Origin of the sequence: Pseudoalteromonas sp. AS84, from assembly GCF_038900255.1 — a bacterium.
Classification (GTDB): Bacteria; Pseudomonadota; Gammaproteobacteria; order Enterobacterales; family Alteromonadaceae; genus Pseudoalteromonas.
Genome location: NZ_JBBMQY010000028.1, coordinates 1 through 16,721, shown reverse-complemented (window position 1 = coordinate 16,721; position 16,721 = coordinate 1). Strand labels below are relative to the sequence as shown.

At 39.2% G+C, this 16,721-nt stretch carries 15 protein-coding genes; 11 read left to right on the top strand and 4 right to left on the bottom strand.

Annotation, left to right across the window (positions count from 1 at the left end; genetic code table 11):
* Nucleotides 1-23 precede the first annotated feature (23 nt).
* Complete coding sequence (locus WNY79_RS19185) at nt 24-221, bottom strand: CsbD family protein (protein WP_007581220.1); 198 nt, start codon at nt 219-221, stop codon at nt 24-26.
* A 280-nt stretch (nt 222-501) separates the two neighbouring features.
* Here WNY79_RS19185 and WNY79_RS19180 point away from each other — a divergent pair, with 280 nt between their 5' ends.
* From WNY79_RS19180 to WNY79_RS19160, 5 genes are all read left to right on the top strand, one after another.
* Nucleotides 502-915, top strand: coding sequence for a group II truncated hemoglobin (locus tag WNY79_RS19180; protein WP_342876645.1), 414 nt, complete (start codon nt 502-504; stop codon nt 913-915).
* Nucleotides 916-998: 83 nt separating this feature from the next.
* Nucleotides 999-3,425: an ATP-dependent helicase HrpB gene (gene hrpB / locus WNY79_RS19175; protein WP_342876644.1), complete on the top strand. Its 2,427-nt coding sequence runs from the start codon at nt 999-1,001 to the stop codon at nt 3,423-3,425.
* Nucleotides 3,426-3,498: 73 nt separating this feature from the next.
* Entirely contained in the window at nt 3,499-3,927 is a 429-nt protein-coding gene (locus WNY79_RS19170) for a hypothetical protein (RefSeq protein WP_342876643.1), read from the top strand.
* A 159-nt stretch (nt 3,928-4,086) separates the two neighbouring features.
* Nucleotides 4,087-4,392 (top strand): hypothetical protein, encoded by a 306-nt coding sequence (locus WNY79_RS19165; RefSeq protein ID WP_342876642.1) that lies wholly within the window; start codon nt 4,087-4,089, stop codon nt 4,390-4,392.
* A 24-nt stretch (nt 4,393-4,416) separates the two neighbouring features.
* Nucleotides 4,417-4,761 (top strand): hypothetical protein, encoded by a 345-nt coding sequence (locus WNY79_RS19160; protein ID WP_076925131.1) that lies wholly within the window; start codon nt 4,417-4,419, stop codon nt 4,759-4,761.
* Nucleotides 4,762-4,859: 98 nt separating this feature from the next.
* On the opposite strand, the gene WNY79_RS19155 is transcribed toward WNY79_RS19160, so the two are convergent.
* Together WNY79_RS19155 and WNY79_RS19150 are read right to left on the bottom strand one after the other, a co-directional pair.
* Entirely contained in the window at nt 4,860-5,684 is an 825-nt protein-coding gene (locus tag WNY79_RS19155) for an alpha/beta hydrolase-fold protein (protein ID WP_342876641.1), read from the bottom strand.
* Between the two features lie 32 nt (nt 5,685-5,716).
* Complete coding sequence (locus WNY79_RS19150) at nt 5,717-5,932, bottom strand: hypothetical protein (RefSeq protein WP_010555169.1); 216 nt, start codon at nt 5,930-5,932, stop codon at nt 5,717-5,719.
* 170 nt (nt 5,933-6,102) lie between these two features.
* On the opposite strand from WNY79_RS19150, the gene WNY79_RS19145 reads away from it, so the two are divergent.
* The 4 genes from WNY79_RS19145 (at nt 6,103) to WNY79_RS19130 (ending at nt 11,376) form a co-directional block, all read left to right on the top strand.
* The gene (locus WNY79_RS19145; protein ID WP_342876640.1) at nt 6,103-8,010 is read left to right on the top strand and encodes a DUF1800 family protein; all 1,908 of its coding nucleotides are present in this window, start codon (nt 6,103-6,105) and stop codon (nt 8,008-8,010) included.
* 9 nt (nt 8,011-8,019) lie between these two features.
* Nucleotides 8,020-9,360 carry a DUF1501 domain-containing protein gene (locus WNY79_RS19140; RefSeq protein WP_342876639.1) on the top strand — a complete coding sequence of 447 codons (1,341 nt, stop codon included), beginning with the start codon at nt 8,020-8,022 and terminating at the stop codon, nt 9,358-9,360.
* Between the two features lie 108 nt (nt 9,361-9,468).
* Nucleotides 9,469-10,182, top strand: a complete 714-nt coding sequence (locus WNY79_RS19135; protein WP_342876638.1) for a DUF1499 domain-containing protein — start codon at nt 9,469-9,471, stop codon at nt 10,180-10,182.
* Between the two features lie 147 nt (nt 10,183-10,329).
* Complete coding sequence (locus tag WNY79_RS19130; protein WP_342876637.1) at nt 10,330-11,376, top strand: NAD(P)-dependent alcohol dehydrogenase; 1,047 nt, start codon at nt 10,330-10,332, stop codon at nt 11,374-11,376.
* A 71-nt stretch (nt 11,377-11,447) separates the two neighbouring features.
* Here the strand turns inward: WNY79_RS19130 and WNY79_RS19125 are convergent, their stop codons facing one another.
* On the bottom strand, nt 11,448-12,653 hold the full coding sequence (locus tag WNY79_RS19125; protein ID WP_007581242.1) for an MFS transporter: 1,206 nt from the start codon (nt 12,651-12,653) through the stop codon (nt 11,448-11,450).
* Between the two features lie 358 nt (nt 12,654-13,011).
* On the opposite strand from WNY79_RS19125, the gene WNY79_RS19120 reads away from it, so the two are divergent.
* The gene (locus WNY79_RS19120; protein WP_342876636.1) at nt 13,012-14,310 is read left to right on the top strand and encodes a PAS domain-containing methyl-accepting chemotaxis protein; all 1,299 of its coding nucleotides are present in this window, start codon (nt 13,012-13,014) and stop codon (nt 14,308-14,310) included.
* A gap of 133 nt (nt 14,311-14,443) precedes the next feature.
* Entirely contained in the window at nt 14,444-16,579 is a 2,136-nt protein-coding gene (locus tag WNY79_RS19115) for a TonB-dependent receptor (protein ID WP_342876635.1), read from the top strand.
* The last annotated feature ends 142 nt before the right edge of the window (nt 16,580-16,721 follow it).

Below are 16,721 nucleotides of genomic sequence, written 5' to 3'. Positions count from 1 at the left end.
TTTTTAAAAGCGGTTAACGCGGTTTAACGACCTTTTTCAAACTCATCAACTTCACGCTCTGCTTCTTCTTTAGATTTACCGTATTGCTGCTGGATTTTACCAACTAGCTCTGTACGGCTACCTTCAATTTTATCTAAATCGTCGTTGGTAAGATCGCCCCATTTTTGTTGAGCCTTACCTTTAAGTTCTTTCCAATTACCTTCGATACGATCGCTGTTCATAAGTTTATCCTTACTTTAGGTTAGTGAATTAACTGTCAGTTATAAAGTAGCAAGCCTTGTACCAAGGAATAATAATGGTTTTATTGTCTTTATTATCAGTTGGTTATATTCTTATGTTGAGCGATTTTGTTTTTAATATTGCGCTATTTATTAAAAAATATACATAGCAGCCTGTAATTATTGCTGACATAAGTTACGCCGCTTTGATGTAACTCATTCTTAAATTTTTGTTTTAAGCTAATATGTAGGTATTAAATAAAGTAGTTAACCTGAGTGAGTTATGAATACAAAAACGTGTGAATACGGAGTGGATGACTGCTCATACAAAATGGCAGGTGAGTTAGCAGGTATTACACAATTGGTGAATGCGTTTTACGATAATATGGACGCTTTAAAAGAGGCTGAAAATATAAGGAGTATGCATTCAAAAGACTTATCGGCATCGCGAAAAAAGCTCGCTTATTTTTTGTCGGGCTGGTTAGGTGGTCCTAAATTATACGCTGAACATTTTGGCAGTATTAACATTCCTCAAGCGCACAAACATTTACATGTAGGAATTGAGCAAAGTGATGCATGGCTTTTATGCATGCAAAAAGCGGTTGATAAGCAACCTTACGAAGCACCATTTAAAATTTACTTAATGCAGCAATTACGAGTGCCTGCAGATCGAATTAGAATGGTGTCGGGTAGTTAATAGCAATTATTAATAAGCATCTACCGCGGTGTCGCTGCGGTTTTTTGTTACAATGCCTGCAAAGCAATTTAGGATAAATAGCTGTGCTGCCGGTTCAAGACATATATCAACAACTCGTTACTACATTACAACGTAATCCTATTACGTTATTACAAGCACCGCCTGGTGCGGGTAAATCTACGTGGTTGCCGCTGCAACTTATGCGCGATGGGTATTTTAAACGTATTGTAATGCTAGAGCCTCGTCGTTTAGCTGCACGTAATATTGCCAGTTACCTAGCAAAGTGCCAAAACGAGAGTGTTGGGCGAAGTGTGGGCTTGCGGATTAGGGGCGAGAGTAAAGTAAGCGCTAATACGCGCCTCGAAATAGTCACCGAAGGCATGCTCACACGCATGCTGCAAAACGACCCCGAATTAAGCGATATAGATTTACTGATATTTGATGAATTCCATGAGCGCTCAATTGCAGCCGATACTTCACTTGCCTTTGCTTTAGAGACCCAAAGTGCGCTGCGCGAAGATTTAACCATCATGCTTATGTCGGCAACGCTAGATACTGAGCGTTACACAGCATTTTTTGATTGCCCTGTAATTCAATCAAATGGTCGCAGCTACCCAATAGACGAAGTATACATACCCATAAAAGATGAAAGCCGCTGGCTTGATGCAATTCCTACCATAATAAAACAAGCACTTAATGAGCAAACAGGTAGTGCATTGGTATTTTTACCTGGGCAATTTGAGATACTACGCGTGCAACAAGCACTCACCGACTTACCCAGTAACTGCCTAGTTGCCACGCTATTTGGCGAGCAAGATAAAGCTAATCAGCAAGCTGCTATTGCCCCTGCACCAAACGGTATGCGCAAAGTAGTGCTTACCACCAATGTAGCAGAAACCAGTTTAACTATTGAAGGCATACGCATTGTAATTGACTGCGGCAAGCGCCGTGCAGCTACCTTTAATTTAAAAACAGGGGTTACTGAGCTCACAACACAAAGTATATCGCGCTCGTCTGCTGTGCAGCGTGCTGGGCGTGCGGGGCGAATAGAGCCGGGTATTGTATATAGGCTTGGCTCAAAGCAAACCTTTGAGCGACGTAATAGCCACGACAATCCCGAAATACTCACATCAGACATAAGCCAACTTATGCTTGAGGCAAAGCAGTGGGGAGCCAGTATTGATGAGTTAACCCTACTTGATAAGCCCACTGAGCAACAAAGCGAGCAAGCAAGTAATTTACTTAATATGCTTGAAGCTATTGATAGCAAAGGCAAGCTCACACCGCTTGGCAGTAAAATGTTAGGTTTTGGCGCTGATATTCGTTTGGCGCATATGCTATTAAAAGCACAAATACTTGATGAACAACTCCCTGGTATTTTTAGGCTCGCTATTTATTTAGTTGCATTACTTGAGAGTAGAGTAAATAGTGCAAACGAGTTGAGTTTAGCGCTGCATAGCCAACAGCAACGTCCGCATCCGGTATTTAAACAACAGTTAAAGTATTGGCAAAGCCGCTTAAAAGTAAAAGACGAAACCAGCGAATTAAATACGCATTATATAAGTTTGCTTGTGGCACTCGCTTACCCTGATCGTATTGCTAAAAAACGCGGTAATGGTTACCTACTTGCCAATGGTGCAGGGGCTGAATTAAATGCCGATTACTGGCACAACGACGACTACCTAGCCATTGCAACTATGGGCGGGCACAAAGGTGGGCGTATATTTGCCGCCACCGCGCTTAACCCATTTGAGTTACAAGACTATTTACCGCATTTATTTAGTGACCTTACTCGTTGTGAGTTTGATGAAAAATCAGCACGTTTTATTCATCAAGATGAAGTAAAGCTTGGTGCTATAACGCTCACTAGCCAGCCTAGTAAACAAAAACTAGATAAGGGCGAGCGTGCTAAAGCGTGGCTTAACTTATTTGCTAAACATGGTTTTGCATTATTTAACGAGCAACCTGATGCGCAGCAATTGCTGATACGTATGAGCTTAGCAAGTAATTTAATGCCCGATAAATTTCCGCAAATAAACGAGCAACAACTTATTCAAAATGCAGCGCAGTGGCTAGGCGTATTTTTAGAAGATATTAAAACGCTCACGCAGCTTAAAAAGTTTAACTACTTTGAAGCATTACAAAACTGCTTTAATTGGCAACAGCAAACCGCTTTAAAAACACTGTTACCACTGCGCTTAACGGTGCCCAGTGGCTCAAATATAAAAATAGAATACCAACTTGATGGCCCCGCAAAGCTAAGCGTACGTATGCAAGAAGTTTACGGCTTGACCAGTACGCCTATGCTCGGTAACGGTAAACTGCCACTACTTATGGAGTTGCTATCGCCGGGTAAACGCTCACTGCAACTTACTCAAGATTTAGCGCACTTTTGGGCTAGCAGTTACCGCGATGTGCAAAAGGAAATGAAAGGTCGCTACCCTAAGCATTTTTGGCCGGACGACCCTGCCAACAGCGTTGCAACAAATAGAGTAAAGAGCAAAATGTAATTTGCCGTATTTTATAACTTTATTTACTTTAAATAGTGTGTTTTTATATTAGAAACAATAAGGAATGTTAAAAATGAAAATAATATTTGCTGCTTTACTTCTACTCTCATCGGGTGTCAGTGCTAACAATTACCAAGAAGAAGTTGATAAATTTTTTGAATTGTACGCTGATGAAAAAATAAGCGATGCTGTTGATTCCATTTACGCAAGTAATAAATATGTGTCGTCGATACCTGATCAGGTAAAACAGATAAAAACACAGCTATCCTCACTTGATGATCTTGTTGGTGAAATTAATTTCATTAATAAGGTTTCTGATTATAAAGTTGGGGAGCTTTTTGTTCATGTAACCTACCTAGTAACCTACGATAGGCAGCCTATTCGTTTTGAATTTCAATTTTTTAAAGTGAAAGAAGGTTGGAGAATTTATTCAATGTCTTTTGATGACAATATCGATGAAGATATAAAAGAGCTTGCAAGAAAAGCTGCGCTAAAAAATTAATGTATTAATAAATTTAGTCGTTTTAGTAAAAATACTTTTTTTAAAAGTAATCGTTATGAAGTGTAAGCTAAGCTTTCTATTAATTATATTTTTTAGCTTTTCAGCCCGTGCCGATGAGACGTTAGACCTAAAGTTGTTTGCACAAAGTTATTACATGCCATGACCGCAACACAAGCACCTAACGCAGGTGCTAAAGAGCTTGAAGCTTACCTTGCATTGTTAACCGATGATATTGGCAATCAACATATTCCGTATCAACCGGATGACTCACGTACTCCAGATGGTAAAAAGCAGATGCGCAAAGGTATGAGTTTTTACTTAGGTGCGCACACATTGTTTGAAAGCACACTGCTTCATACATTTGTGTTTAACGATACAGGCTTTGCTATTCGTTATAAAAACTATGTAAAAGGTATTCATCCGCAAAATGGCGATGATCCGCAAGTATCACGAATAAACGAATAACTAATAAAAAAAATAAGGATATATATGAAACATTTACTTATCGCATTATCAATATTAATGCTTAGTGCATGCGTTAGCACAAAAAATGATTTTAGATTTGATGGCTCCACACCAGAGACAACTCAAGTGGGAGTTAATAAAGTTTTAAAAGCATTAAAGCCTCAAGATTCCATGCGTTTTTTAGGCGCTTTAATCGCAATTCAGTTTTCTGACGTGCAAAGCGCAGAAGATATAATAGGCGACCCGACCATGATGGGGGAAATGAATTACTTTATTATTGGCAAAAAAATAGATGGTTTAAATTATTACGAAGTACTGGATCTTGCGAGTTCGTCTCCATCAAAAGTTGAATTTTCTGTAGAAGAGTAAAATTATTTTGTTAGTTACAATATAATTTTACGCCAATGATGCAGTGCATTATTGGCGTTTTTATATGAAATTATTTATATTTAACTATTTATACTTAACTATTCGGGATGATAGTTCATTTTTTTAAAAGCATCGTATATCGCTAAATGTAGTGTTTCAGTGTGATCTAGGTTTTCAAAATAGCCAAATTGCACTTGGCTTTTACTACTCAGAATAGGCGTGACTTTTTTATGTAATTGCTTTGCTAAACCTTCCATTAGCTCACCTTCTTTACCTACACCAATATAAACCGATTGAGGAAAGGTAGTTGGCTCAAAAGGGCCATTTAGTAATTCATTATCGGCCCACCATAGGCTTGGGCTAATTATTACGTAATGATTAAACATTGCAGGGTGATTAAACAAAATATCGGTAGCTAATAGGCCACCTAACGACTGACCAATTAAAGTGCTTGTTGAGTTGGTACGGTAAGTTTTATTGATCAGTGGGCGTAGTTCGTCGTTTATAGAACTAATGAACTTTTTTGAGCCACCGTGCGTTGGCAAGTCTTTTAAATCGAGGGCATTATTACTCGGTGATGTAAAATCGTGTTTACGATCGATATTTGCTATACCCACAACGATGGCTTCGGGTATATGGTTTATCCACGGAAAAGAAGCAAATTGTACAAGCCCTGCAATATGAATAAAGTCTTCATCTTTTGAGCCATCGAGTAAGTAAATAACAGGGTAATGCTTATCGCTTGATTGCTCATAACTATTAGGTAAGTAAACGTTTATAGTGCGTTGCTGCTCAAGCGTGGTTGATTTAAAGGTAAAGGTTTCACCAATACTAAAAGGTTTTGTTTTAATCGGTTCTGCATGGCTTAATAAGCTAAAAGCTAAACATATTATTGTAAATAAACTTAACACTTTATTTTTCATTAGATTGCCTTTAGTTATTGTTATCACTTAATTTAAACTTCTTTACCGCCATGCTTTTCTGCTAGGTCGTCGAGCTCTGCTGAGGTGTAGTCAAAACCACTTTCGTCGTATTCGTATGTCACTTTCACACTATCGCCGCCATTAAAAAGTCGTGTTTTTACATCGTTAACCGGCCAGTCTTTGAGCTCGTGTAAAAATCGGTTAGCAACTTGTGAAGATTCAAAACAATAGCGAATTTCTGTTTTCATAAATAATAAAGCTCTGGCTGTTTACCCCTGCAGCTGGTGCATTATTAATGGGGCATTCATGATTCGGTTACAAAAAATAAAGAGTTAAATTGTAAATTTTGTGTTTCAATAAATGCATCAAACTCGGTACACACTAGCGTACTTTAATTAACAAATGATGACGACTTTACATGCATTATAAATTTGCTCTGATCGCAAGCTCGGTTTTTATACTAAGCGCTTGCGGTGGTTCAGGCTCCGATGATACGCCAACCGTTAACGGAAATAAAATCCCCATTTTGTCAGTCGCTGATATTCCTAGTGAATTAAGTAAAGGCCAAACAATTGAGCTAACAGCAACAGCCAGTGATAAAGACGGCACTATTACCTCGGTTGTCTGGCAACAAACGCAAGGGCCTCAACTAATTAATGGGCCTCTAGAGGCCGCAACTACCTCAGTAACTCTGCTAAATGCGCAAAGTTATAAGCCTGTTGATTATGCTTTTTCGGTCACAGCAACCGATAACGAAGGGGCAAGCAGTGTAAAAACGCTGAGCTTTACTGCTCGTAATAATATGGATGACATTAGCGCCGCACGATTACTACACCAAGCAACAATGGGGCCTAAGCTTAGTGAAATACAAAGCGCACAAGGTTTAAGCGAGCAGCAATGGCTTGATAAACAAATAGCGCTACCTATTAATTATCACCGTGATTATTTAGTAAAGCTAAATGACGATGACGACTTTAAATACATAAGCCGCATAGACGCATGGTGGAAGGCAGCAATGCAAAGTGACGATCAACTTCGTCAACGCGTTGCATTTGCGTTAAGTGAAATATTAGTAGTGTCGGACGAAAACAGTGCCTTAAGAGGCCAACCTGAGGGCATGATCACTTATTACGATTTGCTACTAAAGCATGCTTTTGGTAATTATCGTGACTTACTCCAAGATGTCACGCTTTCGCCTATTATGGGAACTTACTTAAGCCATTTGGGTAACGAAAAAGCAGACGATGCACTTAATATTCGCCCAGACGAAAATTACGCACGTGAAGTAATGCAATTATTTACTATTGGCCTTGAAGTGCTAAACCTAGATGGTAGCGCCAAGGTTGATGCCCAAGGTAATACTATTGCCACTTACGGGCAGGACGAAATAGAGGGTTTTGCACGCGTATTTACAGGTTGGACGTTTGCCGATAGTGAAACATTTAAGCGTAAAAGTCGTGATTATATTAAGCCAATGGAAGCGTTTGACGAGTACCACTCTAGTAAACAAAAAAACTTACTAAATGGCGAGGTTATACCACAAGGTTATGCAGCAGAAGAGTCATTGCATATAGCGCTTGATAACTTATTTAACCATCAAAATGTTGCGCCGTTTATTAGCAAACAGCTTATTCAGCGATTAATTACGTCAAATCCAACACCTCAATACGTTGAGCGAGTAGCTAATGTATTTATTGATAACGGTGCTGGTGTACGCGGCGATTTAGCGGCGGTAGTAAAGGCTATTTATTTAGATGATGAAGCGCGGCATTTTGGCTCAGTGCTTAATTACCAAGGTAAAATTAAAGAGCCTATTTTAAAGACTGTACAGTTTTGGCGAAACCTCGATGCTAAATCGCCAGCGGGTTATTATAAAACATGGAATTTAATAAATAGCTACGGGCAAGGGCCCATGCAGTCGGCTTCGGTATTTAACTTTTTTAGGCCTGATTATCAAACCGCAGCTTTACGAAATGAAGGTATTGTTGCGCCAGAATTACAAATAGCAAACGATGCAACACTGATTGGCACCATGAACGCGCTTTACGCAAGTTTAGTGTGGAGTACCGCAGAAGCGCACAGTGATTTAAATTCAAATGGTATTTATGTTTATGTTCAAGACGACATGAATGTTTTAGAGAAAAACGGTGTTAGCGCGCTATTAACTCAGTACAACACGCTATATTTTGCAGGCGCAATGAGCAGTGACACTCGCCAAGCATTATTTGATTTAGATGCCTATTTTAATGAAGAGCAATACCGTGAACGGGTTTCGTATTTATTATATATGATTGCTATTTCACCTGAATTTAACGTGCAGTATTAGGAGCGCATAATGAGCATTAATAGAAGAGAGTTTTTGTCGTTATGTGTAAAAGGCAGCGTATCGGCCGCCGCGTTAACAAGCCTGCAATTACAAGCGTTAACTGGAGCGACTAATGCTGTTGAGCTAGGTGATTACAAAGCATTAGTGTGTGTTTATTTATACGGAGGGAATGATTCGTTAAATATGCTAGTTCCGCTTGAAGGCGAGCAACGTAGTGTTTACGAGCAAAGCAGGCAGAATCTAGCGGTAGAGAGCCCACTTGAGTTAAGTATTAAAAGCCAGTTTGCCGGTGGAGTCGGTATTCACCCTTCACTTGAACCTATACAAAGTGTATTTGAATCTCAAAATTTAGCATTTATAGGCGGGGTAGGTACTTTACTCGCTCCCACGACATTGAGTGACTATAAAAATAAAACTGTAGGCTTACCTAAGCATTTGTTTTCGCATAACGATCAGCAGGCTGCGTGGATGTATGGTAGAGAAAAACAATCACTTAACAGTGGTTGGGGCGCACGACTTTTAGAACGTTTAGAGTTACAAGATGAGTTTGCAGCTAATGTATCACTCGACGGTACTAATCTATGGCAAACGGGAAGTACAACGAGTGCATTTGCGCTTAACAAAAGCGGCATTAGTAATATCAACGCGTTTGGAGGGTATCAACCTCGAAGCGAGCACGTAACCGCTATTATGAATCGCTTACTAGGTAATACAGGGCATCCGTTAAGTACTGCTTATGCTAATGGTTTAACAAGTGCGATAAATAACACTCAAGCAATGAACAGCGCCTTGGAAAGCGCGCCTGCATTTATTACCCCATTTAGCGATAATAGCCTTAGTGAGCAATTCGCAGCAGTCGCGAAAACAATTAGCGTACAGGCAAAATTGAGTACTCAGCGCCAAGTGTTTTTTGTTTCTATGGGGGGGTATGATACGCACGACAACCAATTAACAACGCACCCTGCTTTATTAAATACGTTAGCTCAAGGATTAAGTGAATTTGATAGCGCTATGAAAGAGCTTGATATGGCTGATAAAGTGACTGCGTTTACTATGTCTGATTTTGGTCGCACGTTGACCTCAAATGGCGATGGTACTGACCATGGTTGGGCAGGAAACCAAATAGTAATGGGCGGCGCAGTAAAAGGTGGCAATATATATGGCGAGCTACTAACGCAACATTTGGATGGGCCACAAGATACCGGTGGCGGGCGTTTAATTCCTAGTGTTGCTAATGAGCAGTACTTTGCCACATTAGCCCAGTGGTTTGGTGTGCCAAGCTCTGAGCTTGCTGATATTTTTCCTAATTTAAGTAACTTTGATTACACAACATTGGACTTTTTTGTGTAATTAGTCGCTAATAGTAATCTAAAAGCGCTTGTTAGTAGTATAAGCTACTGGTTAATAGTGCTTATCTGTTTCAATAATAAAAATCACACACAATAAAGGAATTGTAAAATGAAAGTTTTAGTGAGCTTAGTTAGTTTAATCGCTTTTTTACTCGTACTACTGCCAGGGCCTTTGTATAAGTTTGGTATTGTAGAATTAGGCGTTGCGTTTACGGGTTTTAAATATGGCGTTTACGCTGGTGGCGCTGCTTTGGTATTACTTATAGTACAAGTGTTATTTATGCGTAAAACATTAACGCTAAGTAGTGGTGTTATTGCACTTGTGTTTTCGGTTGTGGCTATTGCTATGCCACTTAATATGATGAACAAGGCTGAAGGCGTACCGGCAATTCATGACATTTCAACTGATTTAGTTAACCCACCAAAATTTGTAGCAATTGCGCCACTACGTGCAAATGCATCTAACCCAGTAGAATACGCGGGTGAAGAAATAGCAGTGCAGCAACGCAAAGCATACCCTGAACTGGCAACGTTAAGCTTTGCACAATCAAAAGCCGATTTAATGACAGCAAGCGAACAAGCAGTTAAAAACCTTGGTTTTGCTGTAGTAAGTGCAAATACGGCTACAGGTATTGTAGAGGCTACTGATACAACAACATGGTTTGGTTTTAAAGACGATGTGGTCATTCGTATTAAAGATGAAGGCAGCCAATGTTTTGTTGATATTCGTAGTAAGTCGCGTGTAGGGCGCAGTGATTTAGGAAAAAATGCAGAGCGCATTCATTCAATTATTAATGAACTAAATACCTTACTTGAAAAATAAAACGACTTAACCTGTATTAGGTTATTAGTGTACTAAAGCCCAACATTGTTGGGCTTTTTTTGTGCCTATTTTATATTGTCAGGTTCTATTCACGGGCTATGCACTATGCTGTTGATGATTTAAATTTTTAACCACTATGGAGTTATTATGAAAACAGTAGGATATGCAGCAAAAAGCCAAGGTTCTGAATTAACAGAGTTTTCTTTTGAGCGCCGCGATTTACGAAATAACGATGTAGAAATTGAAATTTTATACTGTGGTGTGTGCCATTCAGATTTACACGCCGTACGAAATGATTGGGGTGGCAGTGACTACCCGTTGGTACCTGGGCATGAAATTGTCGGTAAAGTTATGTCGGTAGGTAGCGACGTTAAAAAGTATAAGCAAGGCGACACGGTTGCTGTTGGTTGTATGGTTGATTCGTGCCAAAGCTGCGACCAATGCGATAATGACGAAGAGCAATTTTGTCGCGAAGGCATGATTGGTACTTACGCAGGTAAAGACCGTATTACAGGTGAAATGACCCAAGGTGGGTATTCTAAACATGTTGTTGTACGCGAAGAATTCGTACTTTCTGTGCCAAAAAATTTAGACCTTTCTCGCGTAGCACCGCTACTTTGTGCTGGTATTACTACTTACTCGCCACTTCATAAATGGGGCGTAAAAAAAGGTAGCCGTGTTGGTGTTGTTGGTCTAGGCGGACTTGGTCATATGGCCGTTAAAAATGCAGTTGCAATGGGCGCAAGCGTTACGGTAATTGGCCGTAGTGAGTCTAAAAAAGAGGATGCGGTTAAATTAGGTGCTCAGCACTACTTAGTGTCATCTAATGATGACGAAATGAAAGAATCGCAATCTGCCTTTGATGTCATTATAGATACCGTACCTGTGAAGCATGATTTATCTATATACACACCGCTACTTGATGTAGATGGTACTTTAGTTATTGTTGGCCAAGTTGGTCCTGTAGATGAGCTAAGCACGGTACCATTATTAATGGGTCGCCGCCGTATTGCAGGCTCACTTATTGGTGGTATTGCAGAAACACAACAAATGCTCGACTTTTGTGGTGAAAACAACGTGCTACCTGAGTGCGAAATGATCAACATTGACGAAATTAACACTGCATACGAGCGTATGGAAAAGTCTGACGTACGATACCGTTTTGTTATTGATATGGCATCGTTAAACGCTTAGTTGTAGCGAAAATATAAAGAGAGCCGCTAATTAGCGGCTCTTTTTGTATTTCAAAGTAATCTGAACTCAGGTTAATTAGTGGCTTGCGCTGTTGGTTGCTGTTTATTTAGTTGTAAGTAACTTAGTAGCCACATACCCAAACCACCTAAAAATAATGCAGCTGCTACGTAACCTGTTTGATTAGGTGCAGCACCCTGTGCTATTGCAATTCCGCCGACCCAAGGGCCTATAGCATTGGCAGTATTAAATGCGCACTGTACTAAGGCACCAATCATAGCGTGGCCTTCGGGTGCAACGTCCATTAAAAGCGTTTGAATCAGCGTAGCTAAGCCCACACTGCAACCAATAAAGAAGATCACCGCGTAAAGAGCCCAAATATTATGGCTTGCCGTTACATAAGCGAAGGCAAATACAATGGTACATACAAGAGCAAGGCCAGTCGTTTTAATTGCTGATTTATCGGCAGCTTTACCCAGTACATAGTTACCGAGCGTACAACCAATACCAAACATTACCATTGCGATAGAAATAGTGTATGGGGCTGTTTTTGTTACCACTAATATGGTGTCGGCAATGTAAGTATAAATACAAAACACCCCGCCAAAGCCAATAATTACAATACCCAAAATAGACCAAACCAGTTTGTTTTTAAGGACGCCAAACTCGTTTAGTAAGTTAGAAGGCTTAGCGTTATCAATATTAGGCACCACTTTATAAACAAAAATAAAAGCAATAAATGCAAGCACTGCAGCGCCGGCTAAACAATACCGCCAACTAAGGTTTTGACCCACAAGTGTTACAACAGGCACACCAACAATAGTAGCCACAGTTAAACCCATAAACACCTTTGACATAAAGCTAGCACGTTTACCTTTTGGGGCAATATCAGATGCTAATAAAATAGCCGCGCCAAAATATGCACCATGAGGTAAGCCACTTAAAAATCTAAATATAACCAACTGCTCAAGCGAGGTTGCCATTGCACTGAGCCCATTTGAGACAAACATTAAGCTTATAAAAATGAGCAATGCTTTGCGCTTTCTCATATTAGCAGTTGTTAGCATTAAAATAGGCGCCCCCACTACAACACCAATGGCATAAGCACTAATTGCATAACCACTTTGTGATGGCGTTGAGCCAAATGTTTCGCTAATTAATGGCAGCATAGGCATCATCGAAAATTCAGATAATCCTAAAATAAATGTGCCAAGCGCTAATACGAGTAAAATAGCAGTTCTGTTAAGTTGACTAGATGCCGACGTTACATCTGATGTCATAGATGATCCCTTAGGTTTAATTTAAAAATGAAACTGCACAATAAATTCTGAATAGAAAATATTATATGTATGCTTAAATTTTGGTGTGAGAGGGTAGTCTGTGAGAGCGTTATTTTAAGTTAAAAAAAGTACAGAGTCATGCATAAATTAGTGGTTTTGTTAGGTTTTTAAAATGTTAATTAGAAGAAAACACTACTTAATATTTATAAAATAAAAAAACTATTTATAAAGCAGGTGCCTATAAGGTATTAAATATTAGCAGAAAGGCTATTTAAAGCTTATATTTACAGTATAGTTACATATTGATATCACATTGATTTGCTAATGTTTGTACTAATTTACTCCTTAAGGTTTTTATATGTTTGGTATTTCTAAAAGAAACGCAAAAATTGAAGAAATGGAGCTTCAATTAATTCAAAAGCAGTCTGTATTATCTGCAATTAATAAGCATGTAGCTTATATAGAATTTACACCTGAAGGAATAATATTAGACGCAAACCAATTGTTTTTAAAAACCATTGGTTACAGTAAAGAGAAAATAATAGGTAAGCATCATCGTATGTTTTGCGAAAGTGAGTATGCCAGCTCACACGAATACAGTAAGTTTTGGCAAGAATTAAAGGCTGGTGACTCTAAAGCAGGAGCGTTTCTAAGATATAAAGCCAATGGCGATAAACTTTGGCTTGAAGCAACTTACTTCCCGGTAGAAGAGCGCGGCGTAGTTACCAAAGTTATTAAAATAGCCTCTGATATTACGACTAGTTACATACAAAGAAAAGCGCAAGAAGCTATTGCAAATGCACTCGACAAAGCTTTAGCCACCATAGAGTTTACCCCAGAGGGTAATATTTTAAGCGCAAATCAAAACTTTTTAACGACAATCGGATATAGCTTAAAAGATATCGTAGGTAAGCATCATAAAATGTTTTGTACGGAAGTATTTTATGAGAAAAATCCACTTTTTTGGAGTGAGTTAGCGCAGGGGCAATTTAAGTCAGGGAAGTTTAAACGTATTGCCGCCGATGGTTCAGAAATTTGGTTAGAAGCAACTTATAACCCAATTTTAGATAGCAAAGGTAATGTAATTAAAATAATTAAGTTTGCGTCGAATATCACTGCCCGTATTAAAAATAATAGTGCTGTAACTGAAGCTGCTGCAATAGCATATGAATCGGCGGTATCTACTGCGCAAACTGCTAAAAAAGGCTCTGAAATATTACAAAGCTCTGTCTCAAACTCCGACGCGATTGTAAGCCAAGTACTTAAATCGGTAGATTTAATTAAAAACCTTAATGAACAATCCGCTGTAATAGGTTCCATTGTTTCTACAATTAGCAGCATTGCCGATCAAACTAATTTACTGGCACTTAATGCCGCAATAGAAGCAGCGCGTGCTGGTGACTATGGCCGAGGTTTTGCCGTAGTAGCTGATGAAGTAAGGCAGCTGGCAGCTAGTACGAGTAGTTCAACTAATGAAATAGCAACGGTTGTTAAAAATAACCAAGAGTTAACCAACGATATATCAAAGCAAATAACGTCAGTTTCAGACTCTTCAGAGCAAGGGCGAGAGCTTATTGCTAATGTGTCAGAAGTTATTAAAGAGATTGAGCGCGGAGCAGATATTGTTTCTCAAACTGTAGCAAAGTTAAATACTTAATTTATTATATGACCTTTTAGATTAAACACACCTAACAACATTCTAAATTGATAAAGTGCGACAATATGTCGCGCTTTTGCTTTTGCAGTTCACACTATAATTACGCTAATTATTACAGTGGCATAAATTAAAAATGGTTTATAAAAGCAAAACTCAAAAAATTTACTTACTTACCCCTGTCGCACTTTTTATTAGTGGTGTCTTATCACCTTTTGCATTTGCCGACGATACGTCTTTAGAAGTTATTGAAGTACACGGACATGCTCAAAATAAGCATTTAGCACTGGGCTCGTCAGAATCATTATTAAGTGATTTAGGTGTCGATTTTTCAGCAGCGGGCGGCGTATCTAACCTCCCTGTTTTAAATGGTTTAATGGGCGACAGAGTTAAAGTGTTGATTGATGGCGCAGATGTTACCGCTGCATGTGCTAATCATATGAACCCGCCACTTTCGTATATCTCGGCTAATCAAATTACGTCTTACAATGTGGTAGCAGGCGTATCGCCTGTAAGCGCGGGCGGCGATAATATTGCCGGTGTAATAAGCGTTAATTCTATTTCACCACAGTATAGCGATAGCAATGAATTAGGTTGGCACTCAGGTTATGTGTCAGCAAAGTACAGTAGCGTTGATAACGGACGTAAACTTGGCGTGGGTGCACGTTTAGCAAGTGATACGTTTAGCCTTAATTATCAAGGTTCGTTTAGTGACGCAGATAGCTATGAAGACGGTAACGGCGACGTAGTACTTGATACATTGTACCGAGCACAAAATCACAGTTTAACCGCAGCTATACGCGATGATAAACAGCAATTAGTTATAAAGCTAACCCATCAAAAAATCCCGTATCAGGGATTTGCAAATCAGTATATGGATATGACCGATAACACCAGTTACGGTGCAATAGCTCAATACAAGCGCTCCTTTGAAAACAGCGAGCTTGAAGGGCAAGTCAACTGGCATAGCGTAAAGCACGAAATGGGTTTTTTCAGTGAAGAAAAAACAGGCATGATGCCAATGAAAACTGATGCACAAGATATAAGTACGCAGTTAAAATGGCGTATTGCGCTAGATAAAAACAGCAGTATTTTACTCGGCCAAGAATATTACAATTACAGCATTGATGATTGGTGGCCAGGTATTGAAGGCTCAACCATGATGGGCCCCAACGATTACGTAAATATAAACAACGGTAAACGAGAGCGGATAGCGGCATTTGCAGAATTTGAGAGCCAAGTAAATACAAAGTTATGGTTAAACGCAGGTATACGTATTGAAAGTATTAATACCCACGTTGGAGAGGTTCAATCATACAACGATGGTATGAGTATGATGAGCATGGGCGGTATGGTTATGGATACTTCTATAAATAATGCTGTTGCAGCTAAGACATTTAATGCTGGAGACAGAGATAAAACCGACACCATAGTTGATGCTAACTTATTAATTAACTACCAAATAACAAATTATGATGAGCTGCAATTTGGTCTTGCCCGTAAAAACCGCGCGCCTAATTTATACGAGCGATACAGTTGGGGTGTAAGTACCATGGCAACCACCATGATTGGTTGGTATGGCGATGGTAATGGCTATATTGGTAACCCTGATTTAGACGTTGAAACTGCGCATACAATAAGTGCTACTTATATTAAATCGGCTAAAGATGACCGTTGGCGATTAAGTACCAATGTGTGGTATACCGATGTGAGCGACTATATTGATGCTGATATTGTAAGAAGCTTCAATAGTTATGACTTGGACAACACGGCGCGTAACATTTTTCAGTTCACTAATGTAGATGCCATTTTGTATGGTGCAAAAATAGATTTAACAGCCAACATTTATGAATCTAAGGATTTAGGTAACTGGCAGTTACGCGCCAATGTTACTAACACTAGAGGCAAGCGCGACGATACTAACCAGCCGCTTTATCAAATTAAACCACTGCAAACCCAGCTAGGTATTAGCCAGCAACTAGGTCGATTTGAAAATGCATTATCTTGGCAGTGGGTAGATACTAAAAGCCGTGTAGATAATAATCGTTTTGAAAACCAAACAGACAGCTACAGCTTGGTTAATTTAAGCTCTAAAGCCACATGGGATGCATTAACGCTAAGCGCAGAAGTGAGTAATGTGTTTGATGAGTATTACCAACTCCCACTAGGTGGTGTAAGTATTGCGGCACTTAAGCAAGGTAGTAGCAGCGGGTTTGAACAACTTGCAGGGCAGGGGCGTTCATTTAATGTAAGTGTTAGTTACGCGTTTTAATTAACGTCATATTCAAATTTAAAATAAAGCAAAAGCCATAACCACGTTATGGCTTTTTTGCGCTTTAATAACTAATAACTAATAACTAATAACTAATAACTAATAACTAATAACTAATAACTAATAACTAATAACTAATAAC

Coding starts and splice junctions, on each gene's coding strand:
- WNY79_RS19115 (WP_342876635.1), top strand. CDS start 14,444: ATGGTTTATAAAAGCAAAACTCAAAAAATTTACTTACTTACCCCTGTC.
- WNY79_RS19120 (WP_342876636.1), top strand. CDS start 13,012: ATGTTTGGTATTTCTAAAAGAAACGCAAAAATTGAAGAAATGGAGCTT.
- WNY79_RS19180 (WP_342876645.1), top strand. CDS start 502: ATGAATACAAAAACGTGTGAATACGGAGTGGATGACTGCTCATACAAA.
- WNY79_RS19170 (WP_342876643.1), top strand. CDS start 3,499: ATGAAAATAATATTTGCTGCTTTACTTCTACTCTCATCGGGTGTCAGT.
- WNY79_RS19130 (WP_342876637.1), top strand. CDS start 10,330: ATGAAAACAGTAGGATATGCAGCAAAAAGCCAAGGTTCTGAATTAACA.
- WNY79_RS19185 (WP_007581220.1), bottom strand. CDS start 221: ATGAACAGCGATCGTATCGAAGGTAATTGGAAAGAACTTAAAGGTAAG.
- WNY79_RS19135 (WP_342876638.1), top strand. CDS start 9,469: ATGAAAGTTTTAGTGAGCTTAGTTAGTTTAATCGCTTTTTTACTCGTA.
- WNY79_RS19140 (WP_342876639.1), top strand. CDS start 8,020: ATGAGCATTAATAGAAGAGAGTTTTTGTCGTTATGTGTAAAAGGCAGC.
- WNY79_RS19150 (WP_010555169.1), bottom strand. CDS start 5,932: ATGAAAACAGAAATTCGCTATTGTTTTGAATCTTCACAAGTTGCTAAC.
- WNY79_RS19165 (WP_342876642.1), top strand. CDS start 4,087: ATGACCGCAACACAAGCACCTAACGCAGGTGCTAAAGAGCTTGAAGCT.
- WNY79_RS19160 (WP_076925131.1), top strand. CDS start 4,417: ATGAAACATTTACTTATCGCATTATCAATATTAATGCTTAGTGCATGC.
- WNY79_RS19155 (WP_342876641.1), bottom strand. CDS start 5,684: ATGAAAAATAAAGTGTTAAGTTTATTTACAATAATATGTTTAGCTTTT.
- WNY79_RS19125 (WP_007581242.1), bottom strand. CDS start 12,653: ATGACATCAGATGTAACGTCGGCATCTAGTCAACTTAACAGAACTGCT.
- WNY79_RS19145 (WP_342876640.1), top strand. CDS start 6,103: ATGCATTATAAATTTGCTCTGATCGCAAGCTCGGTTTTTATACTAAGC.